Origin of the sequence: Goekera deserti (assembly GCF_010685995.1) — a bacterium.
GTDB lineage: Bacteria > Actinomycetota > Actinomycetes > Mycobacteriales > Geodermatophilaceae > Goekera > Goekera deserti.
On sequence record NZ_JAAGWK010000009.1, the window covers coordinates 226,197 to 248,990 of the forward strand.

Annotated in this window: 20 protein-coding genes and 1 riboswitch; of the genes, 12 read left to right on the forward strand and 8 right to left on the reverse strand. The window is 75.4% G+C overall.

Going from position 1 to position 22,794, the window contains the following annotated elements; genetic code table 11:
* Window positions 1-63: 63 nt before the first annotated feature.
* Window positions 64-873, forward strand: a complete 810-nt coding sequence (locus G1H19_RS05440) for a lipase family alpha/beta hydrolase (RefSeq protein ID WP_162392556.1) — start codon at window positions 64-66, stop codon at window positions 871-873.
* Between the two features lie 228 nt (window positions 874-1,101).
* Here G1H19_RS05440 and G1H19_RS05445 read toward each other — a convergent pair whose 3' ends face one another.
* The 4 genes from G1H19_RS05445 to G1H19_RS05460 are packed head-to-tail and all read right to left on the reverse strand — an operon-like array spanning window position 1,102 to window position 4,602.
* Window positions 1,102-1,650: a hypothetical protein gene (locus G1H19_RS05445; protein WP_152728710.1), complete on the reverse strand. Its 549-nt coding sequence runs from the start codon at window positions 1,648-1,650 to the stop codon at window positions 1,102-1,104.
* A gap of 23 nt (window positions 1,651-1,673) precedes the next feature.
* Window positions 1,674-2,483: an ABC transporter permease gene (locus G1H19_RS05450; RefSeq protein ID WP_162392557.1), complete on the reverse strand. Its 810-nt coding sequence runs from the start codon at window positions 2,481-2,483 to the stop codon at window positions 1,674-1,676.
* On the reverse strand, window positions 2,480-3,478 hold the full coding sequence (locus tag G1H19_RS05455; protein WP_152728708.1) for an ABC transporter ATP-binding protein: 999 nt from the start codon (window positions 3,476-3,478) through the stop codon (window positions 2,480-2,482). The genes G1H19_RS05450 and G1H19_RS05455 overlap by 4 nt, the downstream gene beginning before the upstream one ends.
* A complete protein-coding gene (locus G1H19_RS05460) occupies window positions 3,475-4,602 on the reverse strand; it encodes a LolA-like protein (RefSeq protein WP_235927999.1) in 1,128 nt (375 codons plus the stop codon). Before G1H19_RS05460 ends, G1H19_RS05455 begins: the two co-directional genes overlap by 4 nt.
* A 194-nt stretch (window positions 4,603-4,796) precedes the next feature.
* Between G1H19_RS05460 and G1H19_RS05465 the strand changes: the two genes are divergently transcribed.
* Window positions 4,797-5,411: a hypothetical protein gene (locus G1H19_RS05465; protein WP_152728706.1), complete on the forward strand. Its 615-nt coding sequence runs from the start codon at window positions 4,797-4,799 to the stop codon at window positions 5,409-5,411.
* A gap of 63 nt (window positions 5,412-5,474) precedes the next feature.
* Here the strand turns inward: G1H19_RS05465 and metF are convergent, their stop codons facing one another.
* Window positions 5,475-6,383 (reverse strand): methylenetetrahydrofolate reductase [NAD(P)H], encoded by a 909-nt coding sequence (gene metF / locus G1H19_RS05470; RefSeq protein WP_162392558.1) that lies wholly within the window; start codon window positions 6,381-6,383, stop codon window positions 5,475-5,477.
* A gap of 147 nt (window positions 6,384-6,530) precedes the next feature.
* Between metF and G1H19_RS05475 the strand changes: the two genes are divergently transcribed.
* From G1H19_RS05475 to G1H19_RS05485, 3 genes are read left to right on the forward strand one after another with little or no spacing between them, the layout of a single operon-like run.
* Window positions 6,531-7,655 carry a polyprenyl synthetase family protein gene (locus G1H19_RS05475; protein ID WP_202925829.1) on the forward strand — a complete coding sequence of 375 codons (1,125 nt, stop codon included), beginning with the start codon at window positions 6,531-6,533 and terminating at the stop codon, window positions 7,653-7,655.
* Window positions 7,656-7,693: 38 nt separating this feature from the next.
* Window positions 7,694-9,265: a phytoene desaturase family protein gene (crtI, locus tag G1H19_RS05480; protein ID WP_174278012.1), complete on the forward strand. Its 1,572-nt coding sequence runs from the start codon at window positions 7,694-7,696 to the stop codon at window positions 9,263-9,265.
* Window positions 9,262-10,221 carry a phytoene/squalene synthase family protein gene (locus G1H19_RS05485; protein WP_152728702.1) on the forward strand — a complete coding sequence of 320 codons (960 nt, stop codon included), beginning with the start codon at window positions 9,262-9,264 and terminating at the stop codon, window positions 10,219-10,221. The genes crtI and G1H19_RS05485 overlap by 4 nt, the downstream gene beginning before the upstream one ends.
* 12 nt (window positions 10,222-10,233) lie before the next feature.
* Here the strand turns inward: G1H19_RS05485 and G1H19_RS05490 are convergent, their stop codons facing one another.
* Window positions 10,234-10,557 (reverse strand): Rv2175c family DNA-binding protein, encoded by a 324-nt coding sequence (locus tag G1H19_RS05490; RefSeq protein ID WP_152728700.1) that lies wholly within the window; start codon window positions 10,555-10,557, stop codon window positions 10,234-10,236.
* A 13-nt stretch (window positions 10,558-10,570) separates the two neighbouring features.
* Between G1H19_RS05490 and G1H19_RS05495 the strand changes: the two genes are divergently transcribed.
* The 6 genes from G1H19_RS05495 (at window position 10,571) to G1H19_RS05520 (ending at window position 17,898) form a co-directional block, all read left to right on the forward strand.
* Window positions 10,571-11,749 carry an alpha-hydroxy acid oxidase gene (locus tag G1H19_RS05495; RefSeq protein ID WP_152728698.1) on the forward strand — a complete coding sequence of 393 codons (1,179 nt, stop codon included), beginning with the start codon at window positions 10,571-10,573 and terminating at the stop codon, window positions 11,747-11,749.
* A gap of 50 nt (window positions 11,750-11,799) precedes the next feature.
* Window positions 11,800-11,883, forward strand: a riboswitch (ZMP/ZTP riboswitch).
* Between the two features lie 26 nt (window positions 11,884-11,909).
* Entirely contained in the window at window positions 11,910-13,418 is a 1,509-nt protein-coding gene (locus tag G1H19_RS05500; RefSeq protein ID WP_235928000.1) for a glycine hydroxymethyltransferase, read from the forward strand.
* A 151-nt stretch (window positions 13,419-13,569) separates the two neighbouring features.
* Window positions 13,570-15,633 (forward strand): Stk1 family PASTA domain-containing Ser/Thr kinase, encoded by a 2,064-nt coding sequence (locus tag G1H19_RS05505; RefSeq protein ID WP_162392559.1) that lies wholly within the window; start codon window positions 13,570-13,572, stop codon window positions 15,631-15,633.
* A gap of 89 nt (window positions 15,634-15,722) precedes the next feature.
* A complete protein-coding gene (locus G1H19_RS05510; protein ID WP_162392560.1) occupies window positions 15,723-15,920 on the forward strand; it encodes a (2Fe-2S)-binding protein in 198 nt (65 codons plus the stop codon).
* 106 nt (window positions 15,921-16,026) lie between these two features.
* Window positions 16,027-16,506, forward strand: a complete 480-nt coding sequence (gene bfr / locus G1H19_RS05515) for a bacterioferritin (protein ID WP_152728696.1) — start codon at window positions 16,027-16,029, stop codon at window positions 16,504-16,506.
* Window positions 16,507-16,722: 216 nt separating this feature from the next.
* A complete protein-coding gene (locus G1H19_RS05520) occupies window positions 16,723-17,898 on the forward strand; it encodes a S8 family peptidase (protein WP_202925831.1) in 1,176 nt (391 codons plus the stop codon).
* Window positions 17,899-17,972: 74 nt separating this feature from the next.
* Here the strand turns inward: G1H19_RS05520 and G1H19_RS05525 are convergent, their stop codons facing one another.
* On the reverse strand, window positions 17,973-18,986 hold the full coding sequence (locus G1H19_RS05525) for a threonine aldolase family protein (RefSeq protein WP_152728694.1): 1,014 nt from the start codon (window positions 18,984-18,986) through the stop codon (window positions 17,973-17,975).
* Between the two features lie 122 nt (window positions 18,987-19,108).
* Window positions 19,109-20,446 (reverse strand): class II 3-deoxy-7-phosphoheptulonate synthase, encoded by a 1,338-nt coding sequence (locus G1H19_RS05530; protein ID WP_162392561.1) that lies wholly within the window; start codon window positions 20,444-20,446, stop codon window positions 19,109-19,111.
* A gap of 196 nt (window positions 20,447-20,642) precedes the next feature.
* Here G1H19_RS05530 and G1H19_RS05535 point away from each other — a divergent pair, with 196 nt between their 5' ends.
* Entirely contained in the window at window positions 20,643-22,760 is a 2,118-nt protein-coding gene (locus G1H19_RS05535) for a methyl-accepting chemotaxis protein (RefSeq protein WP_162392562.1), read from the forward strand.
* Window positions 22,761-22,794 lie beyond the last annotated feature (34 nt).

Genomic DNA, 22,794 nt, shown 5'->3' on the forward strand with positions numbered 1-22,794 from the left:
CCGACGGGGTGGCCGCACCGGTCGCACCGGCCCGCGGTCCGGTGCAGCGGGGACAGTGGTGGCGTGCTCTCCGGTCTCGCTCCCGCCCGCCGCCGCCTCGCGCTCGGCCTCGCCGCCCTCGTCGTCGTCGCCGCGCTGGCGCTGACCGCCGCCCTGGTGGTGCCCCGGCTGACCGCGGGCGACGTGGCCGCCGTGCCGCAGGAGACCGTGGGCCCGGTGCTGCTGGTGCCCGGGTACGGCGGCTCGACGGCGTCGCTGCAGACGCTGGCCGACCGGCTGCGCGCCGAGGGCCGGGACGCCGAGGTGGTCGAGGTGCCCGGCGACGGCACCGGGGACATGAACGCCTCCGCCGACGTGCTGGGCGAGGCCGTCGACGCCGCGCTCGCCCGCACCGGTGCCACCAGCGTCGACGTGGTCGGCTACTCCGCCGGCGGCGTCATCACCCGGCTGTGGCTGGCCGACGGCGGCGCCGACCAGGCCCGCCGGGTGGTGCTGCTGGGCACGCCGAACCACGGCACCCGGCTGGCCGACCTGGGCCAGGACGTCGGGCCGTCGGTCTGCCCGGAGGCCTGCCAGCAGCTGACCACCGACAGCGCGCTGCTGGCCGAGCTGAACGCCGGCGACGAGACCCCGCCCGGGCCCACCTACGTGTCGATCTGGACGACGGCCGACACCACGGTGACCCCGCCGGAGACCGCCCGCCTGGACGGTGCCCTGGACCTGCAGGTGCAGTCGGTGTGCGCCGACTCCCGCGTGGAGCACGGCCAGCTCCCCCGCGACCCGCTGGTGCAGGCCATGGTGCTGGCCGAACTCGCCCCCGGCCCACCGGTCCCGCTGACCGCCGCCGACTGTGCCCGGCTGTCCGCCGCCTGAGCGTCGGCCCGCCGGGCGTCGTCCCCGTGGCGGCCGTTCCGGGTACCAGGACGGCCGGGCGGGGGACACTGCCCGCTCAGGAGGTCAGGTCGGCGAGCCGCAGCTGCTCGTCACCGTGCCCGGCCGTCGAAGCGTCGTCCCCACAACGGCCGGTTCCGGCGTGGGAGCGGCCGGCCGAGGGACACTGCTCCGGCGCGGCGGCTCCGGCCCCCGGCGAGGCCCCCGGGGTCAGAGCTGGTCGGTGAGCCGCCGGACCCGGCGGCGGACCCGGAGCGGCACGAGGCCGAGCGGCGCCGGCAGCACCAGCAGCACGACGGCGAGGGCACGCACCACCGGGTCACCGTCGGAGTGCAGCTCGGCGGCCAGGGCGGTGAGCGCGGAGGTCAGCCAGCAGGCGGCGACACAACCGGCGACGAGGGCGTCCGCCCCCCGGACGTAGCCGCGCACCCGCACGCGCCACTCGGCCGGGTCGGCGCCCTCCGGCAGCACCCCGGCGCGCACCGCCTCCTCGGTCTCGGCCCTGTGCCGGGTGTGCGCCGACTCCCGGGCCGTCGGCGCCTGCAGCGGCGGCCGGTCGATCCGGCGGCCCAGCCGCTCCCCCGCCCGTCCCGCCACCGAGCAGACGCCCATCATGAGCACCAGGAACCAGAACCGGCCCCAGTCCCACCGGTCCCGGGACACCAGGGACAGCAGCGCCGTCACCAGGCAGGCGGCCAGCAGGCCGCCTGCCGCGGTGGCGGCCAGCCACTCGACCGCCCTGCGGCGCCTTCCCCTCACGCCGTGATCATGCCCAGCACGGGTCAGCTGGTGACGTCCTTGGTGGTGAAGTTCGCCCACGACGCACCCAGCAGGACGACGAGGTACACCGCCTGCAGCCCGACGCCGCGCACGATGTCCCGCCACAGGATCGGGTCGCGGAACAGGTCGACGTAGGACAGCCAGTACCGGGTGGGCAGGTACGGCGCGATGGACGACGCGGCGTCCAGGGTGAACAGCAGCGAGGACGTGATCAGCACGGCGAGGGCACCCAGGGTGGCCCCGAGCGGTGAGTCGGTGAGGGTGGAGAAGAACAGCGCGAACGCCGCCACCCCGAGCATGGAGAACGTGACGTAGCCGATCGCCAGCAGCGTGCGGACCACGATCTGCTGGGAGCTGAGCGTCGTCCCGGAGAAGGTGGTGGTGCCGGTGGGTGCGACGCCGAACAGCACCGAGCCGGTGACGTAGCCGACCGCCGCGACCACGACCACCGCCACCAGCACGAACACGAAGGCCGCCACCAGCTTGGCCACCAGCAGCCGGGTGCGCCCGGCGGGCCGGGCGAGCAGGTAGCGCAGCGTGCCGCCCTGCGCCTCGCCGGCCACCGAGTCCCCGGCGACGACGGCGACCGCGATCGGCAGGAACAGCGGCAGCACGATGGCCAGCGCGGCCAGCGGGTACAGGTTGCCGTTGGTCAGCACCGCGGAGAGGAACGCCGGGCCCTCACCGGGGCGCGGCCCGAGGTCGGTGAGCGCCAGCAGCACCGCGACCAGCACCGGCAGTGCGTTGAGCAGCGCGATGGTCACCCAGGTGCGCGGCCGGCGGAACAACTTGACCAGCTCGACGGCGATCACCGGCCGGCTCCCCGGCCCGCTGCGCCGTCCACCCGGTCGGCGCTGCTGCTGGCCGCGGCGAGCACGACCTCCTCCAGCGAGGGCCGTTCCAGCTCCAGCCCGGTCACCGGCACGCCGGCGCCGACCAGCGCGGCGTTGACCTCGGCCGGGTCGGCGCCGTGCACCACCACGCGCTCACCGTCGACGCGCAGCACCCGGCCGCCGAGCACCCGGTGCACCAGGTCCGGTCGCGGGGTCTGCACCAGGGTCGCGCCGGTGGGTGCGGTGAGGGTGGCCAGCTCGTCCTGCAGCACCAGCCGGCCGCGGTCCAGCACGCCCACCCGGGTGCACAGCTGCTCCACCTCGGCCAGCAGGTGGCTGGAGAGGAAGACCGTGGTGCCGGTGCGGTTGAGCTCCAGCAGCAGGTCGCGGATCTCGTGGATGCCCTGCGGGTCCAGGCCGTTGGTCGGCTCGTCCAGGACCAGCAGCTCCGGACGGCGCAGCAGCGCCCCGGCCAGGCCCAGGCGCTGGCGCATGCCCAGTGAGTAGGCCTTCACCGGGCGGCGGCCCACCGCGCCCAGCCCGACCTGCTCCAGCACCGCCGACACCCGGTCGGCGCGGGTGCGCCGGTCCCCGCCCGGGCCGGCGGCGTCCAGCAGGGTCAGGTTGACCCGGCCGGAGAGGTGGCCGTAGTGCGCGGGGTTCTCGATCAGCGCTCCGACGCGGGGCAGCACCCGGCGCCCGGCCCGCGGCATCGGCTCCCCGAGCAGCTCGATCTCGCCCTCGGTGGCCAGCACCAGGCCCAGCAGCATCCGCACCGTCGTCGTCTTGCCCGAGCCGTTGGCCCCGAGGAAGCCGTAGACGTCGCCGGCGCGCACGTCCAGGTCGATGCCGTCGACGGCGTGCACCGCGCCGTAGCGCTTGCGCAGGTTCGAGGTGCCGATCACCGTGGTGGCCGACCGTCGCACCGGCGGCGCCGCGCCCGGCGTCCCGGTGGTGGTCAGGGCCCCGGTCATCCGCGTCCTCCGGTCGTGGGCAGCTGCCCGGCCACCGACGCGAGCGTCTCGCTCGTGACGGTGCCGGCCAGCAGGTAGGTGGCGCCCCGGGGACCCGTGGCGATCATCAGTCCGAGCGGTCCGGCGGACAGCCGGACGCCGAGGTCGTCGAGCACCGCGCCGGGGGCGACGTCCAGCTGCCCGCGCAGCCGGTCGGCGAAGCGCCCCGGGATCGGCACCACCACCAGCTGGGTGATGCCCCGGCCGTACACGCCGACCGACCGCTCCACGCCCTCGACGTCCTGCCGGGGCAGGCCGGCCAGCTCGGCGGGCAGCGGCGACTGGTCCGGCGTCCGGCCGCCGTCGAGAACGGGCAGGCCCTCGTCGGTCTCGACGTCGGCGCCGGGCGGCGGCGTGAAGGCGGTCACCGACGCCGCGGGCTCGGTGAAGTCGACGTCCAGGAAGCCCGTGGACAGGGCCGGCTCGCCGGTGACGACGCCCACCGCGGAGGCGTCGCCGCCGAAGACCTCCACCCGCAGCGTCACGCCGGTCGCCGCGTCCACCCAGAGGTCGACGTGGGACACCGAGGACGCGACATCCGCCGGTACCAGCCGCAGGCCGAGGGCGTCCCGGCCGGCGATCCGTTCGGCACCGGTGCGGGTCAGCTCGTCGTCGGCCGCCTGGGAGAGCAGCCGGCGGCCCAGGTCGCTGGGCAGCAGGTCGGGCGCGATCGGCAGCGACAGCGGGAACACCCGGGCTCGGGTGGCCTCGTCGTCCTCGTACTGCCAGGTCCAGGTCCCGGTGGCGTCGCGGTGCGTGCCGGTCTCCCCGGTCGCGGTCACCACGTCGGTGCGCCAGTCCTGCGCCGAGCGGTACCAGGTGCGCATCGTGGCCCGGTCGCTGAACAGGTCGGCGATGCCGGTGAAGGTGTCGGTCAGCGGCAGGGTCAGCCCGCCGGCGCTCTGCGCGTACCCGGAGAACGCCACGTCACCGGAGGCGAGGACGGCCGCCCGGAGGTCGGCCGCGCTGCGGTCGGCGTCCGCCGCCGGGAGCCGTCCGACCAGCGAGGGCAGGGCCGCGAGCAGCAGGACGAGCAGGCCCACCAGCGACCAGCGGAGCGCCGAGCGCGGGCGGAGCAGGGGCACGACTCACCGTACGACCCGTGCGCCACCTGCCCGACGGATCGGCCACCTGCACACGACACCCACAGGTGGCCCGCCCGTCACCCGGGCGGTGCACCCTCCCGACCAGCGCCCGGGGTGCCCGGTACGAGAGGCGCACGCAGCCGTGCGAGCCGCTCGGACTGCGGACCCGTGATCGTGCTCAGTAGCGTGCCGGCATGGCACCCCCGATCAGCGACGCGGTCGTCGTGGACGTCCTGCGCCGGGTCGACCAGCTCTGCGCCCCCCTGGTGCGCCGCCTCGGCCGGCCGCCGGAGCTCCCGGCGCCGGAGCGGGCGGCGTGGTGGGCCGAGCAGGTGAGCCGGGTCGCCGCCGGGGTGTCGGCCGCGCCGCGCTTCGCCGGCAAGCTGGCCGACCTGCTGCCGCTGCAGAACACCGTCGGCTCGGCCGTGCAGGCGGTGGTGGTCACCGGGGTGGCCGGCGAGCACGGCGTCACGGCCCCGGAGGAGCGGATCAGCCTGCTGGCCCGGGTGCTGCTGGACCGCGACCTGCCCCCGGCGACCGTGACGCCACTGCTGCAGCGCGCCGCCGGCGTGTACGCCGACGAGGCGCTCGGGGCCCGGGGCGAGCGCGGCGCCGCCCGCACGCTCTGGCGGGTCGCCCGGCTGCTCGGCCGCATCGACGACGAGCTCGACCGGCGCCCGAAGGGCAGGCTGCGGCACCGGGCGCTGGCCGTGCTGCCGGTGGTCGGCGTGGTCGGGGGCTACGCCGCCGAGCACGAGGGCCTGCGCCGGGCGGCCCGGCAGGCCGACGCCCTGCTCACCGGACGCTGACCCCGGGACGCCTCACCACACGTGACGCGTCTCCCGTGCCCGCGTGCCGGCCGCGGAGCTGGGTCAGGCGGTGGCGAGGGGGACGCGGCTGGTCAGGTTGGTGTAGACCTCGCGCGTCGCGGTGGAGCGGTTCATGGTGATGAAGTGGATGCCGGGCACGCCCTCGTCCAGCAGCCGCTCGCACATCGTCGTGGCCACCTCCACGCCCAGGGCGCGCACCGCCGCCTTGTCCTCCGGGCGGTCGCCGTCGGCGGCGGCGAAGCGGTCGGCGAGGTCCTGCGGGAACGCCTGTCCGGACAGCTGCACGATCCGGGAGATCGACCGGGCGTTGGTCACCGGCATGACGCCGGCGATCACCGGCACGTCGCAGCCGCGGGCGGCCACCCGGTCGCGCAGCCGCAGGTAGTCCTCCACCCGGAAGAACATCTGGGTGATGGCGAAGTCGGCGCCGGCCCGGCACTTGGCCACGAACATGTCGACGTCGGTGTCCGCGTCGACCGACCGCGGGTGCAGCTCGGGGAAGGCGGCCACGCCGACGCAGAAGTCACCGATCCCCTTGATCAGCTCCACCAGCTCCGCGGCGTAGTGCAGGCCGTCGGGGTGGGCGACCCAGTCGGCCTGCGGGTCCGAGCCGGGCGGGTCCCCGCGCAGCGCCAGCAGGTTGCGCACCCCGGCAGCGGCCAGCCGGCTGACCACGTGCCGCAGCTCGGCGATGCTGTGGTCGACGGCGGTGAGGTGGGCCAGCGGGAGCATCGTCGTCTCCGCGGCGATCCGCTCGGTCACCGACACGGTGCCCTCCCGGGTGGAGCCCCCGGCGCCGTAGGTCATGGAGACGAACGACGGCCGCAGCCGCTCCAGCTCGCGCAGCGCCGTCCACAGCTGGGCCTCGGACTCGGCGTTCTTCGGCGGGAAGAACTCGAAGGACCACGACGGGACGCCGGGGACGAGCAGCTCACGAACGGTCTGTGCCACGGGGCCACACGGTAGTCGCCGGTCGCTCACGACCCCCGGGACGCGCAGCGGACACCGGCGGCGGGCGGGCCCGGGACCGGGCGGACAGCATCAGCCTCCTGTCACCCGGACGGGCTCTGCGGGCGCGCGCTGGGCATACTCGGGTGCGTGACCGCCGGGACCCAGCAGCGAGACCTCTCTCCGGAGGCCGCTGCCCCAGCGCGCCTGCCGGCCGACCTCGACCGGCTGCGGGCCGTGGTCGGCGAGGCCCTGTCGGGGTTCCTCGCCGAGCAGCGCAGCACGCTGGCCGGGATGGACGACAGCCTGCTGCCGGTCGTCGACGAGGTCACCGCGCTGGCCGGCGGTGGCAAGCGACTGCGCCCGGCCTTCGCCTACTGGGGCTGGCGCGGGCTCACCGGCCCGGACGGCGAGGACGACGACGCCGTGCTGCGGGCCGTCGCCGCCCTGGAGCTCGTGCACGCCAGCGCCCTGGTGCACGACGACGTGATGGACGCCGCCAGCACCCGGCGCGGGCGCCCGGCCACCCACCTGGGCTTCGCCACCCGGCACGGTGCCGCCTCCCTGGACGGCGACGGCGCCGCGTTCGGCGTCGGCGCGGCCATCCTGGTCGGCGACCTCGCGCTGGTCTGGTCCGACGAGCTGCTGCGCCGCTCGGGCATCTCCACCGAGGCGCTCATCCGTGCCCGCCCGGTCTGGGACCGGATGCGCACCGAGGTCACCGCCGGGCAGTACCTGGACCTGCTGCGCGCCGCCGGCGGCCTGCCCGGCCCGCAGGGCGCGCTCACCGTGGCCCGCTACAAGAGCGCCGGCTACACGGTGCAGCGCCCGCTCCAGCTCGGCGCCGCCCTCGCCGGCGCCGGCGAGCAGGCAGCGGACACGTACTCCGGGATCGGCCTGCCGCTCGGCGAGGCGTTCCAGCTGCGCGACGACGTGCTCGGCGTGTTCGGCGACCCGGCGGTCACCGGCAAGTCCGCCGACGACGACCTGCGCGAGGGCAAGCAGACCCTGCTCATCTCCCTGGCCGAGGAGCGCACCGACGCCGCCGGCCGCGCCCTGCTCGCCCGGGGCCTGGGCAACCCGGCAGCCACGCCCGCCGACCTGGACGCGGTGCGCGCGCTGATCGTGAGCACCGGCGCCCGTGACCAGGTCGAGCAGCGGATCGCCGACCAGACCGCCCGCGCCCGGCAGGCGATCGGCGACGCCGCCATCGCCGAGGACGCCCGCACCGCCCTGGACGGCCTCGCCGTCGCAGCGACCTCCCGCAACGCCTGAACCGGAGACCGGACATCACCACCCCCAGCTCCCCCGGCATGGTCCCCGGGACGCCCAGCGCAGGCGTCCCCTCCCCCGCACCGCGCCGACCGCGCCCGTTCCTGGGCCGCCGGCTGCGCACCGTGCCCGGCCGCACCGACCGCGTCGTCGTCGTCGGGGCGGGGCTGGCCGGGTTGTCGGCCGCCCTGCGGCTGCGCGGCGCCGGCCGCGAGGTCACCGTCGTGGAGGCCGGCCCCGGCCCCGGCGGACGCGCCGGCCGGGTCGAGCGCCAGGGCTACGCCCTGGACACCGGGCCCTCGGTGTTCACCGCGCCGGAGCTGGTCGACGAGGCGCTGGCCTGCGTCGGTGAGCAGCTGAGCGACCGGGTCACGATGGTCCCGCTGGAGACCACCTACCGCGCGCAGTACGCCGACGGCAGCCACCTGGACGTGCACGCCGACCCGGACGCCTTCGCCGCGGAGGTGGCGGCCACCTGCGGGCCGGACGCCGCCGTCGAGCTGCGCCGCTACCTGGAGCACATCGCCGAGCTGTACCGGCTGCAGCTGCCGGTCTTCATCGACCGCAACTTCGACTCCCCGCTGGACCTGCTCGGGCCCGAGGTGGTCACCCTGGCCCGGCTCGGTGGCTTCCGCACCCTGGCCCGGCACGTCGACCGGCACCTGACCGACGAGCGGCTGCGCCGGCTGTTCAGCTTCCAGGCGCTGTACGCCGGGGTGTCCCCGTTCCGGGCCGTCGCCGCCTACGCGGTGATCGCCCAGCTCGACATCGGCGCCGGCGTCTGGCACCCGATGGGCGGCATCCACGCCGTGCCGCAGGCGATGGCCGACGCCGCTGCCGCCGCCGGGGTGGTGTTCCGCTACGACACCCCGGTCATCGAGCTGGACCTGCGCGGCGGCCGGGCCACCGGCGTGCTGCTGGCCGGCGGCGAGCGGCTGCCGGCCGACGCCGTCGTGGTCACCGTCGACCAGCCCGACCGGCTGGTGCCCGGCCGGCGCCGCCGGCTGCGGCCCACGTACTCGCCGTCCTGCGTCGCGGTGCACGTGGGGGTGACCGACGAGCTGCCCGGCCAGGCGCACCACACGATCAGCTTCGGCTCGACCTGGCGGCAGGTGTTCGACGAGCTGACCCGGGACGGGCGGCCGATGTCCGACCCCAGCCTGCTGATCAGCATGCCCTCGCGCACCGACCGTTCGCTGGTGCCCGACGGGCGCGGCCAGGTGCTCAGCATCGTGGCGCCGACGCCCAACCTGGACCGGCGCAGCGGTGGCAACCCCGACCTGGACTGGACGACGCTGGGCCCCCGCTACCGCGACGAGGTGCTCGCCGCCATGGAGGCCCGGGGCTGGACCGGGCTCACCGGGTCGATCGAGGTCGAGGAGCTGCTCACCCCGCTGGACTGGGCGGCGCAGGGCATGGCGGCCGGCACCCCGTTCGCGCTGGCGCACACCTTCGGCCAGACCGGGCCGTTCCGGCCGCGCACCCTGCCCCCGGGCGGGCCGGAGAACGTCGTGCTGGCCGGCTCCTCGGTGCAGCCCGGCGTCGGCGTCCCGATGGTGGTGATCAGCGGCCGGCTGGCCGCCGAGCGGATCACCGGGCCGGTCGGGCGATGACCGCACCGACCGTGCCCACCCCGCCGGCCACCCGCGCCGAGCAGCAGGCGGCGCTGGACGCCGCCTACGCGCACTGCGCGGCGATCAACGCCGAGCACGGCAAGAGCTACCACCTGGCCACCCGGCTGCTCACCCCCGACCGCCGGCCCGCGGTGCACGCGCTCTACGCCGCCGCCCGCACCGCCGACGACATCGTCGACGTCGGCGCCGACCTGCCCGGCCGGGAGCCGGAGGCCGAGCTGGCGGAGTGGTCCCGGGCCGCCCTGACCGAGATCGAGGCCGGCTGGTCCGACGACCCGGTGCGGCTGGCGATGGTGCACACCGTCCGCCGGTACCGGATCCCGCTGGAGCACGTGGTCGACTTCCTGGCGGCCATGACCAGCGACCTGGACGTCACCGGCTACGCCGACATGGCCGCGCTGGACCGCTACATGTGGGGCTCGGCGTCGGTGATCGGGCTGCAGGTGCTGCCCGTGCTCGGCACCGCCCCGGGCGTGACCCGGGAGGAGGCCGCCCCGCACGCGATCGCGCTGGGCGAGGCGTTCCAGCTGACCAACTTCCTGCGCGACGTCGCCGAGGACGTCGACCGCGGCCGGGTCTACATCCCGGCCGACGTCATGGCCGCGCACGGGGTGACCCGGGAGCAGCTGGCCGAGAAGCGCCACGACCAGCGGTTCCGGGCGATGATGCAGGAGATGGTGGACGTCGTCCGGCGGCGCTACGACGACGCCGCGCCCGGCACGCCGATGCTGGCCCCGGAGTCGCGGGACTGCGTGCGCGCCGCGACCGACCTGTACGGCGGCATCCTCACCGAGATCGAGCGCGCCGACTACCGCGTGCTGGAGCGCCGGGTGCGGGTGTCCAGGCCGCGCCGGGTGGCCGTGTTCGCCCGCCGGCTGACCGGCGCGCAGCTGGCCCGCGCCCGGCTGCGGGTCACCTCCCCGTCGCGCCGGTAGCGCGGGCGCGGCTCAGAAGGCCAGCGCCTGCGCCCGGCGGGTGACCTCGGTGTGCCGGCCGTCGCGCAGCGCCTGCACCGGGGTGCCCGGCAGGCTGTCGTCCTCCCGGAACAGCCAGTCGAAGGCCTCCTCGTCGCGGAAGCCGGCGTCCTTGAGCACGGTGAGCAGGCCGGGCAGGTGCTTGAGCACCGCGCCGTCCTGGATGAAGTCGACCGGGATCTTGCCGTTGCCGCTGCCCGGGATCGCCATCAGCCGGTACTCGCGCAGCAGCTGCCGGACCTTGTTCGGTGAGACGCCGAGCAGCGAGGCCACCTCGGCCGGGGTGTAGGTGTCCATAGGCTCCCAGCCTATGGCGACCGAGCAGAGCAACGACGAGCACCCGACCGACGGCGCCGGGGGCGCCCCGGCCGCCACCGGGGCCGCCCCGGCCCCCCTGCTGGGTGCCGCGTCGAGCGAGGGCGGCGCGGGGGTCCTCTCGCTGGTCGACCTGGAGGAGCGCGCCCGCGGCCTGCTCACCCCGGCCGCGTACGGGTACTACGCCGGCGGCGCGGAGACCGAGACGACGCTGCGCGAGGCACCGGCCGCCTGGGGCAGCTGGCGGCTGCGGCCCCGGGTGCTGCGCGGGGTCACCGCGCTGGAGCCCGGGTCGCGGGGCCTGGGCACCACGCTGCTCGGCAGCGACGTGCGCACCCCGATCGGCGTCGCCCCCTGGGCCTACCAGGGCATGGCGCACCCGGACGGCGAGCTCGGCACCGCCGCCGGCGCCGCCGCGGCCGGTGCGCTGATGACCGTGTCCACGTCGGCCAACCACTCCCAGGCCGCGGTCGCCGCGGTGCAGCCCGGCTCGCCGAAGTGGTTCCAGCTGTACCGGCTGCACTCCCCCGCGTACACCGACGACCTGGCCCGGCGGGCTGCGCAGGCGGGCTACCGCGCCCTGGTGCTGACCGTGGACCTGCCGGTGCTGGGCCGGCGGCTGCGTGACGTCGGCGCCGACACGTCCGCGCACGCACACCTGCGGATGGCCAACCACCCGCCGGTCCACGGACCGGCGCCCGGCCTCGCCGCGATCCAGAGCCCGTCCTGGACCTTCGACGACGTCTCCCGGTTCGCCGACGTCTCCGGGCTGCCGGTGGTGGTCAAGGGCGTGCTGCGCGGGGACGACGCGGCGCTGTGCGTGCAGGCCGGCGCCTCGGCGGTGTGGGTGTCCACGCACGGCGGGCGGCAGGCCGACCCGGCGGTCGCCAGCGCGCACGCCCTGCCCGAGGTGGTCGACGCGGTCGGCGACGACGTCGAGGTGTACGTCGACGGCGGCATCCGGCACGGCAGCGACGTCGCCGTCGCCCTGGCCCTGGGCGCGACGGCGGTCTTCGTCGGCCGGCCCACCATCTGGGGCCTGGCCACCGGCGGCGCCGCGGGCGTGACCGCGGTACTCGACGGGCTCACCGCGGAGCTGGCCTCGACGCTCACCCTCTGCGGCGTCTCCGGCGTGCGGTCGGTGCCCCGCGACACCGTCGTCCGGGTGCGGTGAGCCGGCGGGACGACCGAGAGCGTCGCCCACGGGCAGCGCGGTTACCATCGGCACGGGGCCGTGACTGGCGCATCGAGGTGGACCACCACCGGGGAGCGGCCCGCAGTCCACCGCCGTGCGCCTGGGCGAGAAGTCCTGTCGTCATCTCCCCGGAGGCCCCGTGACCACCACCGAACAGCCCCCCGCCGCTCTGCTCCCGGACGTCGCCGCCACCCCCGGCCACCGCGCCGCCTTCGACGGTGACGCCGCGTCGACCGCCTACCGCAGCGCGCTCGAGGTCATCTCCGCCGTCGAGCCGCGGGTCGCCGACGCGATCACCCAGGAGCTCGCCGACCAGCGGGCGTCGCTGAAGCTGATCGCCAGCGAGAACTACGCGAGCCCCGCCGTGCTGCTCACCATGGGCAACTGGTTCAGCGACAAGTACGCCGAGGGCACCGTCGGGCACCGGTTCTACGCCGCCTGCCAGAACGTGGACACCGTCGAGGCGCTGGCCGCCGAGCACGCCCGGGAGCTGTTCGGCGCCGAGTACGCCTACGTGCAGCCGCACTCCGGCATCGACGCCAACCTGGTCGCGTTCTGGGCCGTGCTGGCCCAGCGGGTGGAGTCCCCCGCCCTGGCCGCCGCCGGTGCCAAGCACGTCAACGACCTCACCGACGCCGACTGGGCGACGCTGCGCCGCGAGCTGGGCGACCAGAAGATGCTCGGCATGTCGCTGGACGCCGGCGGGCACCTCACCCACGGCTTCCGGCCGAACATCAGCGGCAAGATGTTCGAGCAGAGCTCCTACGGCACCGACCCGGCCACCGGCCTGCTCGACTACGCCGCCGTCCGGGCCACCGCCCGCGAGGTCCGGCCGCTGATCATGATGGCCGGCTACTCGGCCTACCCGCGTCGGGTCGACTTCGCCGCGATGCGGGAGATCGCCGACGAGGTGGGCGCCACCCTGGTCGTGGACATGGCGCACTTCGCCGGGCTGGTCGCCGGCAAGGTGCTCACCGGCGACTTCGACCCGGTGCCGCACGCCCACGTGGTCACCAGCACCACGCACAAGTCGCTGCGCGGCCCGCGCGGTGGCCTGGTGCTGGCCCAGCCCGAGTTCGCCGAGGCGGTCGACCGCGGCTGCCCGATGGTGCTCGGCGGCCCGCTGCCGCACGTGATGGCCGCCAAGGCCGTCGCCTTCGCCGAGGCCCGCCAGCCCACCTTCGCCGGCTACGCGCAGGCCGTCGCGGACAACGCCGTCACCCTGGCCGAGGGCCTCACCCGGCGGGGGGCGTCGCTGGTCACCGGCGGCACCGACAACCACCTGGTGCTCATCGACGTCAGCGGGTACGGGCTCACCGGCCGGCAGGCCGAGTCGGCGCTGCTGGAGGCCGGCATCGTCACCAACCGCAACGCCGTCCCGGCCGACCCGAACGGCGCCTGGTACACCTCCGGCATCCGGCTGGGCACCCCCGCGCTCACCACCCGCGGCTTCGGCGCGGCGGAGTTCGACCGGACGGCCGAGTTGATCGTCGACGTCCTGTCCGGGACGACGCCGCTGCCGGCGGCCAGCGGCGGCACCTCCAAGGCGAAGTACCGGGTCGAGGACGGCCTGGCCGACCGCTCGCGCGCGGCCGCCGCCGAGATGCTCGAACGGCACCCGCTCTACCCGGGCCTGGACCTCGGCTGACCAAGACCCCCGTGCCCCCCACCCCTCGCACGCTCGCGACGGGACCCTGCACGGGGGCCGCCGGGGCCGGTGTGACCGGGAACTCGGGCGGGTGCGGTCCCGCCCGCGTGGTGGGCCCCGGATCGCCGGATCCGCTCCTAGACTCGCCGCCGTGGACACCGCCGTGACCGACCCCGTGGTCGGGATCGTCCTCGAGGGGCGCTACCGCCTCGAGGAGCGGCTGGCCCGCGGCGGCATGTCGACGGTCTACTCCGCCACCGACCTGCGGCTGGACCGGATCGTCGCGGTCAAGGTGATGGTCGAGCACCTGGCGCACGACCCTGCTTTCGTCGACCGGTTCACCCGCGAGGCCCGGGCCGCGGCCATGCTCAGCCACGTCAACGTGGTGTCGGTCAGCGACCAGGGCAGCGACCAGGGCCTGGTCTACCTGGTCATGGAGCTGGTCCGCGGCCGCACCCTGCGCGACCTGCTCCAGGCCCGCGGCCGGCTCACCGTGGCCGAGGCGTTCGCGGTGCTGGAGCCGATGCTCGCCGGGCTCACCGCCGCCCACCGGGCGGGCATCGTGCACCGCGACATCAAGCCGGAGAACGTGCTCATCTCCACCGAGGGCCAGGTGAAGGTGGCCGACTTCGGCCTGGCCCGCGCCGTCGCCGGGACCGGGCACACCAGCCACACCGGCGGCGTGCTCATCGGCACGGTCGCCTACCTCTCCCCCGAGCAGCTGGAGCGCGGCCGGGCCGACGGCCGCAGCGACGTCTACGCCGCCGGGATCGTCTTCTACGAGCTGCTCACCGGCCACCCGCCCTACGCCGGGGACACCCCGCTGGCGGTGGCCTACCAGCACGTGCACCACGACGTGCCGCTGCCCTCGGCCGAGGTGCCCGGCATCCCGTGGCAGGTCGACGAGCTGGTCGCCCGGGCCACCCGCCGCGACCCCGGCGTCCGCCCGCTGGACGCCGGGGCGCTGCTGGCCGAGCTCGGCCGGCTGCGCAAGGAGCTGCAGCTGGCCCGGGTACCGGTGCCCACCGGCCGCGCCACCGCCAACCCGCACACGCTGCGCCCCACCAACCGGCCCGCCGGCGCCCGCCCCGGGCAGCCGTCGGCGTCCGGCTGGTCCCGGCCCCAGCAGTCCCGGCCCCAGCAGCCCCGGTCCGGGCACCCCAGCGCCCCCGGCAACCCGCGCACCGAGGTGCTCGGCCCGCGCGCCGACCGGGCCGGGCGCACCTCGATGCTGCCCGGGATGGGGCCCGGCCCCACCTCGCAGGTCGGCGCGCGGCCCGCGGTGGGGGCCACCCGCGTCCCGGTGCGGCCCGGGGTACCGCAGCACGTGCGGCGCCGGCGCGCCCGGCTCGCCGTCGCGATCATCCTGCTGCTGGCCGTCACCATCGGCGCGATCGGCTGGTGGCTGGGCTCCGGCCGCTGGCGCGACGTGCCCTCCATCGTGGGCCAGCCCCAGGACCGGGCCATCGGCATGATCCAGCAGAACGACCTGGACCCGGTGCTGGCCGACGCCGAGTACAGCGACACCGCGCCGGAGGGCGTGGTCATCCGCGCCGAGCCCGACGACGGCCGGCTGGTCATCGGCGGCGACGTCACCGTCGTGGTCTCCAAGGGTCCCGAGCGCTTCGTCGTCGACGGCGCGCTGATCGGCCGCCCGGTCGCCGAGCTGGAGGCCGCGGTCGACGCCCTGGACGGCGACCTGGAGCTCCGCACCACCCGCGGCCGCAGCGACGCCGTCCCGGCGGAGGCGGTGATCGACGTCGTCCCGGCGCCGGGCACCGAGATGGAACGCGGGACCACCGTGACCGCCACCGTGTCCGACGGGCCGGCGACGGTGCAGGTCCCCGACCTGGTGGGCGGCGACCCGGACGCGGTGCAGGAGACGCTGGAGGGCCTGGACTTCGAGGTCGAGCGGGCCAGCGCGCGCAGCAACGACGTCGAGCCGGGGCAGGTCATGGCGGTGAGCCCCGCGCCCGGCGAGGCCGCGCCCTACGGCAGCACCGTCACCGTGACGGTCTCCCAGGGGCCGGTGCAGGTCGTCGTGCCCGACGTCGTCGGCGAGGACGAGGACGACGCCCGGGCGATGCTGGAGGCGGCCGGGCTGCGGACCAGCGTGACCTCCTTCCTCGGCGACCGCGTGGTGCGGCAGTCCCCGGGGGCCGGGGAACGGGTCGACCCGGGCACCGAGGTCTCCCTGCTCGCCACCTTCGGCTGACCGCGGTTGGCAAGTAGGGAAGGCTGAGCTAACTTAGGAGTGCCTCAGCACACTCTGCCCCCAGCACGACACGACGTCTCGGGAGTCCCGTGTACGCCTGCATCTGTCACGCCGTGACCGAGACCGAGCTCGCCGACGTGATCGCCGGCGGTGCCCGCACCGAGGACGAGGTCGGCGACGCGTGCGCCGCGGGCACCGGCTGCGGCGGCTGCCTGGACCGGATCTGCGACCGGCTGCGCGCGGCGCACCCGCTGCACGGCCTGGAGCTGCCCGCACACGCAGCCTGAGCCCGGGCGTCCGGCCGCGACCCGGCCTGCCGGCCAGGAGCGCTCGCTACCCTCCCCCCGAGCCCGCCCGACCGGGCAGGTCACACGCGGACGACGGAGGAACGACATGCAGGGTGACGCCCGCGTCATCGAGATGCTCAACGAGCAGCTCACCAGCGAGCTCACGGCGATCAACCAGTACTTCCTGCACGCGAAGATGCAGGAGAACTGGGGCTACACGAAGCTGGCGGCGCACACGCGCGCGGAGTCGATCGAGGAGATGACCCACGCGGAGAAGCTCACCGACCGCATCCTCTTCCTCGAGGGCCTGCCGAACTACCAGAAGCTGCTGTCGCTGCGCATCGGCCAGACCATCACCGAGCAGTTCGAGGCCGACATGGCCATCGAGATCGAGGTCGTGGACCGGCTCCGCCCGGCCATCGCCCACTGCGCGGCGGTGGGTGACCACACCAGCAAGCGGCTGTTCGAGGAGATCCTCGCCGACGAGGAGCACCACATCGACTACCTGGAGACCCAGCTGTCGCTGATCGGGAACCTCGGCGAGCCGCTGTACCTCGCCGGCCAGATCGAGCACCCCACCGCCTGAGCGGCGCACCCGTCGACGGCCCCGTCCCCCTTCGGGGGGGCGGGGCCGTCGACGTCGGTGCGGCACACCCGGGACGACGGCCGTTACCCCCGTTGACAGCAACACACAAGCCTTATCTTCTGCTAGTTAGCCGTGTTCACTAGGTCCACCTGAGCCCACGCTGTGCGGCACACCTGCCCGCACGACCGGCTCTCCGCCCGGACGAGGGGAACGCCCGTGCACGCTCGACACCTGCTCCGGACCACCGCGGTCGCCGCTGCCGCCCTGCTGGTCACCGCCGGACTCGGTACGACCGCGGCCTCCGCCGTGCCCGCCGCCCCGGGCCAGGGGGCGCTCGGCTCCTACATCGTGGTGCTCGCGCCGGGCAGCGTCCCCTCCGACGTGGCCGGGCTCGCCGCCGGGATGGGGGGCGACGTCGAGCACGTCTACACCGCCGCGCTCAGCGGCTTCGCCGTCACGCTGCCCCAGCCGCTGGCCGACCGGCTGAGCACCCTGCCCGGGGTGGTCTCGGTCGAGCCCGACGTCGCCGTGCAGACCACGACCACGCAGTCCGGCGCCACCTGGGGCCTGGACCGCACCGACCAGCGCGCACTGCCGCTGTCCAGCAGCTACACCTACACCGCGACCGGCGCCGGGGTGACCGCCTACGTCATCGACACCGGCATCGCGCTCGGCCACACCGACTTCACCGGCCGGGTGCGCAGCGGCGTCGACCAGATCGACGGCGGCACGGCCGACGACTGCAACGGCCACGGCACGCACGTCGCCGGCACCGTCGGCGGCAGCACGTACGGCGTGGCCAAGCAGGTCAGCCTGGTGGCCGTGCGGGTGCTCAACTGCTCCGGCAGCGGCAGCACCTCCGGGGTGATCGCCGGCGTCGACTGGGTCACCGCCGACCACCAGGCCGGCCGGCCCGCGGTCGCCAACATGAGCCTCGGCGGCGGCACCAGCAGCGCCCTGGACACGGCCGTGGCCAACTCCATCCGGGACGGCGTCACCTACGCCGTGGCCGCGGGCAACGGCGACGCCCGGGGCCGTCCGCTGGACGCCTGCACCTCCTCCCCGGCGCGCGTGCCGGCGGCGCTCACCACCGGCGCCACCGACCGCACCGACGCCCCGGCCAGCTTCAGCAACTACGGCAGCTGCGTCGACCTGTTCGCACCCGGCGTCGGCATCACCAGCGACTGGTACACCAGCACCACGGCCACCAACACCATCAGCGGGACGTCGATGGCGACCCCGCACGTGGCCGGCGTCGCGGCGCTCTACCTGCAGGGCAACCCCGGGGCCACCCCGGCGACCGTCAGCGCGGCAATCAAGAGCGGCGCCACGCAGGGCGCCGTGCCGACGACCCGGACGGCGGAGAACGACCTGCTGTTCAGCGCCTACTGAGGCACCCGCCCGACCCGACGGCCCCGTCCCCGGCAGCGCGGGGGCGGGGCCGTCGGCCGTCGGTGACGGGGCGCTCAGCGGCGCAGCAGGTCGCCCAGCACGGTGGCCGCCCGGTCGACGGCGGCGTCGTCGACGTCCAGGTGGGTGACCAACCGGATGCGCCGCGGGCCGACCTGGCCCACCAGCACGCCCTGGGCGCGCGCGGCCTCGGCGACCACCGGGGCGGCGACGTCCTCCAGGACGACCATGTTGGTCTCCACCCGCGACGGGTCCGCGCCGAGCCGCTCGGCCAGGGTGCGTGCCCGGGCGTGGTCGTCGGCGAGCCGGTCGAGGTGGTGGTCCAGGGCGTGCAGCCCGGCGGCGGCCAGCACACCGGCCTGCCGCATGCCGCCGCCCAGCCGCTTGCGCCAGAGCCGGGCCGCGGCGATGCGCTCGGCCCCGGCGACCAGCACCGAGCCGACCGGCGCGCCCAGGCCCTTGGACAGGCACACCGAGGCGGTGTCGGCCAGCCGCCCGTAGGTGGACAGCGGCACCCCGGAGGCGACGGCGGCGTTCCACACCCGGGCGCCGTCCAGGTGCACTGCGACCCCTGCCCCGCGGGACCAGTCCCACAGCTGCTGCAGCTGGTCCAGCGGCTGCACCAGGCCCCCGCCGCGGTTGTGCGTGTTCTCCACCGCGATCGCCGCGGTGGCGGTCAGGTGCCAGTCGCCCCGAGGGCGCACCTGCTCGATCAGCTGCGCGGCGTCCAGCCGGCAGCCGGCGGAGACCACGGTGCGGGTGGACAGGCCGAACACCGCGGCTGCGGCGCCCATCTCGTAGGTGACCACGTGGGCCTCGGCGTCACCGAGCACCTCCTGGCCCGGTTCGCACACCAGCCGCATCCCGATCTGGTTGCCCATGGTGCCCGAGGGCACGAACAGCGCCGCCTCGTGGCCGAACAGGTCGGCGACCCGCTCCTCCAGGGCGTTGACGCAGGCGTCCTCGCCGTAGACGTCGTCCCCGACCTCCGCCTCGGCCATCGCCCGTCGCATGCCGTCGGTCGGCCGGGTGACGGTGTCGCTGCGCAGGTCGACCAGGGAGTACGTCATTCCGCCGTGCCTTCCGGCCCCGGCTGCCGGGGCCCGCTCAGGCCCCGTCCAGAGGCTCGTCCCGAGCGTGCGAGGGATGAGGGGGACGGGGTCCTTCGGATGTGGTGCGGGGCAGCGGGTCCTCAGCCCCGGAGCATCTCGGCGACGAGGAAGGCCAGCTCCAGACTCTGCCCGGTGTTGAGCCGCGGGTCGCAGGCCGTCTCGTACCGGCCGGCCAGGTCGTCGTCGCTGATCTCCTGGGCACCGCCGAGGCACTCGGTGACGTCCTCACCGGTGAGCTCGACGTGGATGCCGCCTGGCCAGGTGCCCAGCCCGCGGTGCACGTCGAAGAACCCGAGCACCTCGTCGACGACGCGGTCGAAGTGCCGCGTCTTGTAGCCGCTGGGCGACTCGTGGGTGTTGCCGTGCATCGGGTCGCACTGCCACACGACCTGGTGCCCGCTGGCGGTGACCTTCTCCACGATCGCCGGCAGCACGTCGCGGATCCTGCCGTTGCCCATCCGGCTGATCAGGGTCAGCTTGCCCGGCAGGCCCTCGGGGTCCAGCCGCTCGACCAGCTCGGTGGCCTGCTCCGGCGTCGTCGTGGGGCCGATCTTGACCCCCACCGGGTTGGCCAGCCTGGAGGCGAACTCGATGTGCGCGCCGTCCATCTGCCGGGTGCGCTCCCCGACCCAGACGAAGTGCGCGCTGAGCGCGTAGGGCCGGCCGTCGTGCACCCGCATCAGCGCGCGCTCGTAGTCCAGGATCAGCGCCTCGTGGCTGTTGTAGAGCTCCACGCTGCGCAGCGCGGCGTCGTCCACGCCGCAGGCCTTCATGAAGCCCAGCGCCCGGTCGATCTCGCGGGCGATGACCTCGTAGCGGACACCGGCCGGCGAGGTGGCCACGAAGTCGCGGTTCCAGTCGTGCACGGCGTGCAGGTCGGCCAGCCCGCCGCGGGCGTAGGCCCGGATCATGTTCATCGCGGCGGCGGAGTTGGCGTAGGCGCGCACCAGCCGGCCGGGGTCGGGGATCCGCTCCTCCAGCACCGGGTTCAGCGAGTTGACCATGTCGCCCCGGTAGGACGGCAGGCCCAGGGCGTCGATGTTCGAGCTGCGCGGCTTGGCGTACTGGCCGGCGACCCGGCCGACCTTGATCACCGGCACGCTGGCGCCGTAGGTGAGCACCACGGCCATCTGCAGCAGCGTGCGGGTGGTGGCCTGCAGGTGCGGCTCGGTGTTCAGGTCGAACGTCTCGGCGCAGTCGCCGCCCTGCAGCAGGAACGCCCGGCCCGCGGCGACGTCGGCCAGCTGGGCCCGCAGGGTGTCCACCTCCGCCGGGGCGACGATCGGCGGCACGGTGGACAGCGTGGACAGCACCGCGTCCAGCGCGCCACGGTCGGGCCACTCCGGCTGCTGGGCGGCAGGCAGGTCACGCCACCGGTCGAGTCCGGGGAGCAGCTCGGCAGGCTCGGTCAGGCTCACCCCCCGAGAGTACGGCGGCCCGGACACGGGGCGGCCGAGGCCCTGCCCCTGCCGCCGCCGCGGCCACGGACGCCATGGGGCCGGAGTGACGGGTGGGGCGACGGTGCTCGTGGGGGCCGATCTCAGGTCAGCTCTGCCGCGCAGCGGCCGAAGACTCCTGTGGTGTGCAAGTGCCACACCACGAAGGGGGACCACCGTGCGTTGGGGAATCAGGCAGAAGGTCGTCGCGGCGACGGTGGCGAGCGTCGCGCTGACGGCGTCGGCCGGCGTCGCGGTGAGCGTCTGGCAGAGCGACCGGCTCAACGACCAGACGCGGGAGAACGTGCGCGCCCTGGTCGACGAGGACCTCAGCCGCACCGCCACCGGCGTCTACGACGTGGTCTCCACGCAGGGCGCCTCGACCGCCGTCACCCTGGACCAGGGCATCGCGGTCGCGTCCTACGTGCTCGGGCAGGCCGGCGGGATGAGCGTGGCTCCGCCGCGCGGTCCCACGGTGGCATGGGACGCCAAGAACCAGTTCACCTCCGAGGTGACCCCGGTGACGTTGCCCCAGGTGCTCGTCGGCGGCCGCTGGATCGGCAAGAACGCCGACGTCGCGGTGCCCACGCCGGTGGTGGACCAGGTCCAGCAGCTGGTCGGCGGCACCGCGACGGTCTTCCAGCGGGTCAACGAAGCCGGGGACATGCTGCGGGTGGCCACCAACGTGGTCGCGGCCAGCGGTTCCCGCGCCATCGGCACCTTCATCCCGCACGTCAACGCCGACGGCTCACCCAACGCGGTGGTCTCCACCGTGCTCGGCGGCACCACCTACAAGGGCAACGCCTTCGTCGTCGACTCCTGGTACGTGTCGGCCTACACCCCGCTGCGGGACGCCGCGGGCACGGTGATCGGCATGCTCTACGCCGGGGTGAAGCAGGAGAACCTGCCGGCACTGCGGGAGAGCCTGCTGCAGACCTCGGTCGGTGAGAACGGCTCGGTGTCGGTCTTCGGCGGCGCCGGCACCCGCCGCGGGACGGCCCTGATCGGCACCGAGGTCGTGCCGGAGGGCGAGTCGGCCCTGGAGGCCACCGATGCCGACGGCACCCGGTGGGTGGAGCAGGTCGTCGACGCCGCCGTGGACCTGCAGCCCGGCGAGCAGGCGACCGTGCGGTACACCGACGCCGAGACCGGCGGGCACACCGTGAAGGTCACCTACTACGCGCCGTGGGACTGGGTGATCGCGGTCGACGCGCAGGACAGCGACTTCGCCGCCCCGGTCGAGGCGCTGTCGGCCGGCCAGCGCTCGCTGATCACCGCCCTGGTCGTCTCGGCGGTCGTGCTGCTGGCCCTGGGCCTCCTCGGCGCCTGGCTGCTCGGCATCGGGCTGACCCGCCCGCTGGAGCGGCTGCGCCGGCGGATGGCCGAGATCGCCGACGGCGAGGGCGACCTCACCCAGCGCATGGACGACTCCCGCGCCGACGAGTTCGGCGACCTGGCCGGCACCTTCAACCGGTTCGTGGACAAGGTCGCCGGCACGGTGCGCGACATCGGCAGCTGCGCCCAGGGCCTCGCCGCCTCGGCAGCCGGCGTCACCGCGATCGCCGAGGACCTGCGCGAGCGGGCCGGGCAGAGCCGGGACCGGGCGATCGGCGCGCAGCGCGCGGCGGCGGACATCAGCAGCGGTGTCAGCTCCGCAGCCGCCGGTGCCCAGCAGATGGGCGCCTCCATCCACGAGATCTCCCGCAGCGCCAGCGACGCCGCCCGGGTCGGCCAGCAGGGGGCCGAGCTCGCCGAGCGGACCCAGGGCACCATCGCCGCCCTCGGCGCCCGGTCGGCGGAGATCGGCGACGTCATCCGGGTGATCGCCGGCGTCGCCGAGCAGACCAACCTGCTGGCGCTGAACGCGACCATCGAGGCCGCCCGCGCCGGCGACGCCGGCAAGGGCTTCGCCGTGGTCGCCAACGAGGTCAAGGAGCTGGCCCAGCAGGCAGCCCGGGCCAGCGAGGAGATCGCCGAGCGGGTGCAGGGCATCCAGGAGCAGACCGGTGCGGCGGTCAGCGCGATGGAGCAGATCAGCGAGGTGGTCCGGGACATCAACGGCCACCAGATCACCATCGCCGGCGCCGTGGAGGAGCAGACCGCGACCACGGCCGAGCTCACCCGCAACATCACCTCGGTCGCCGACGGGGCCACCGCCGTCAACGGCACGCTGACCGACGTCAGTGCCGACGCCGAGCGCAGCGCCCAGGACGTCGGCCGTGCCCGCGCCGCCGCCGGCGAGCTGGACCACCTGTCCGGCGAGCTGACCCGGCTGCTCGGCGTCTTCTCGGTCTAGCGTCCGTCCCCGCTGCTCCCCGTCACGGCCTGCC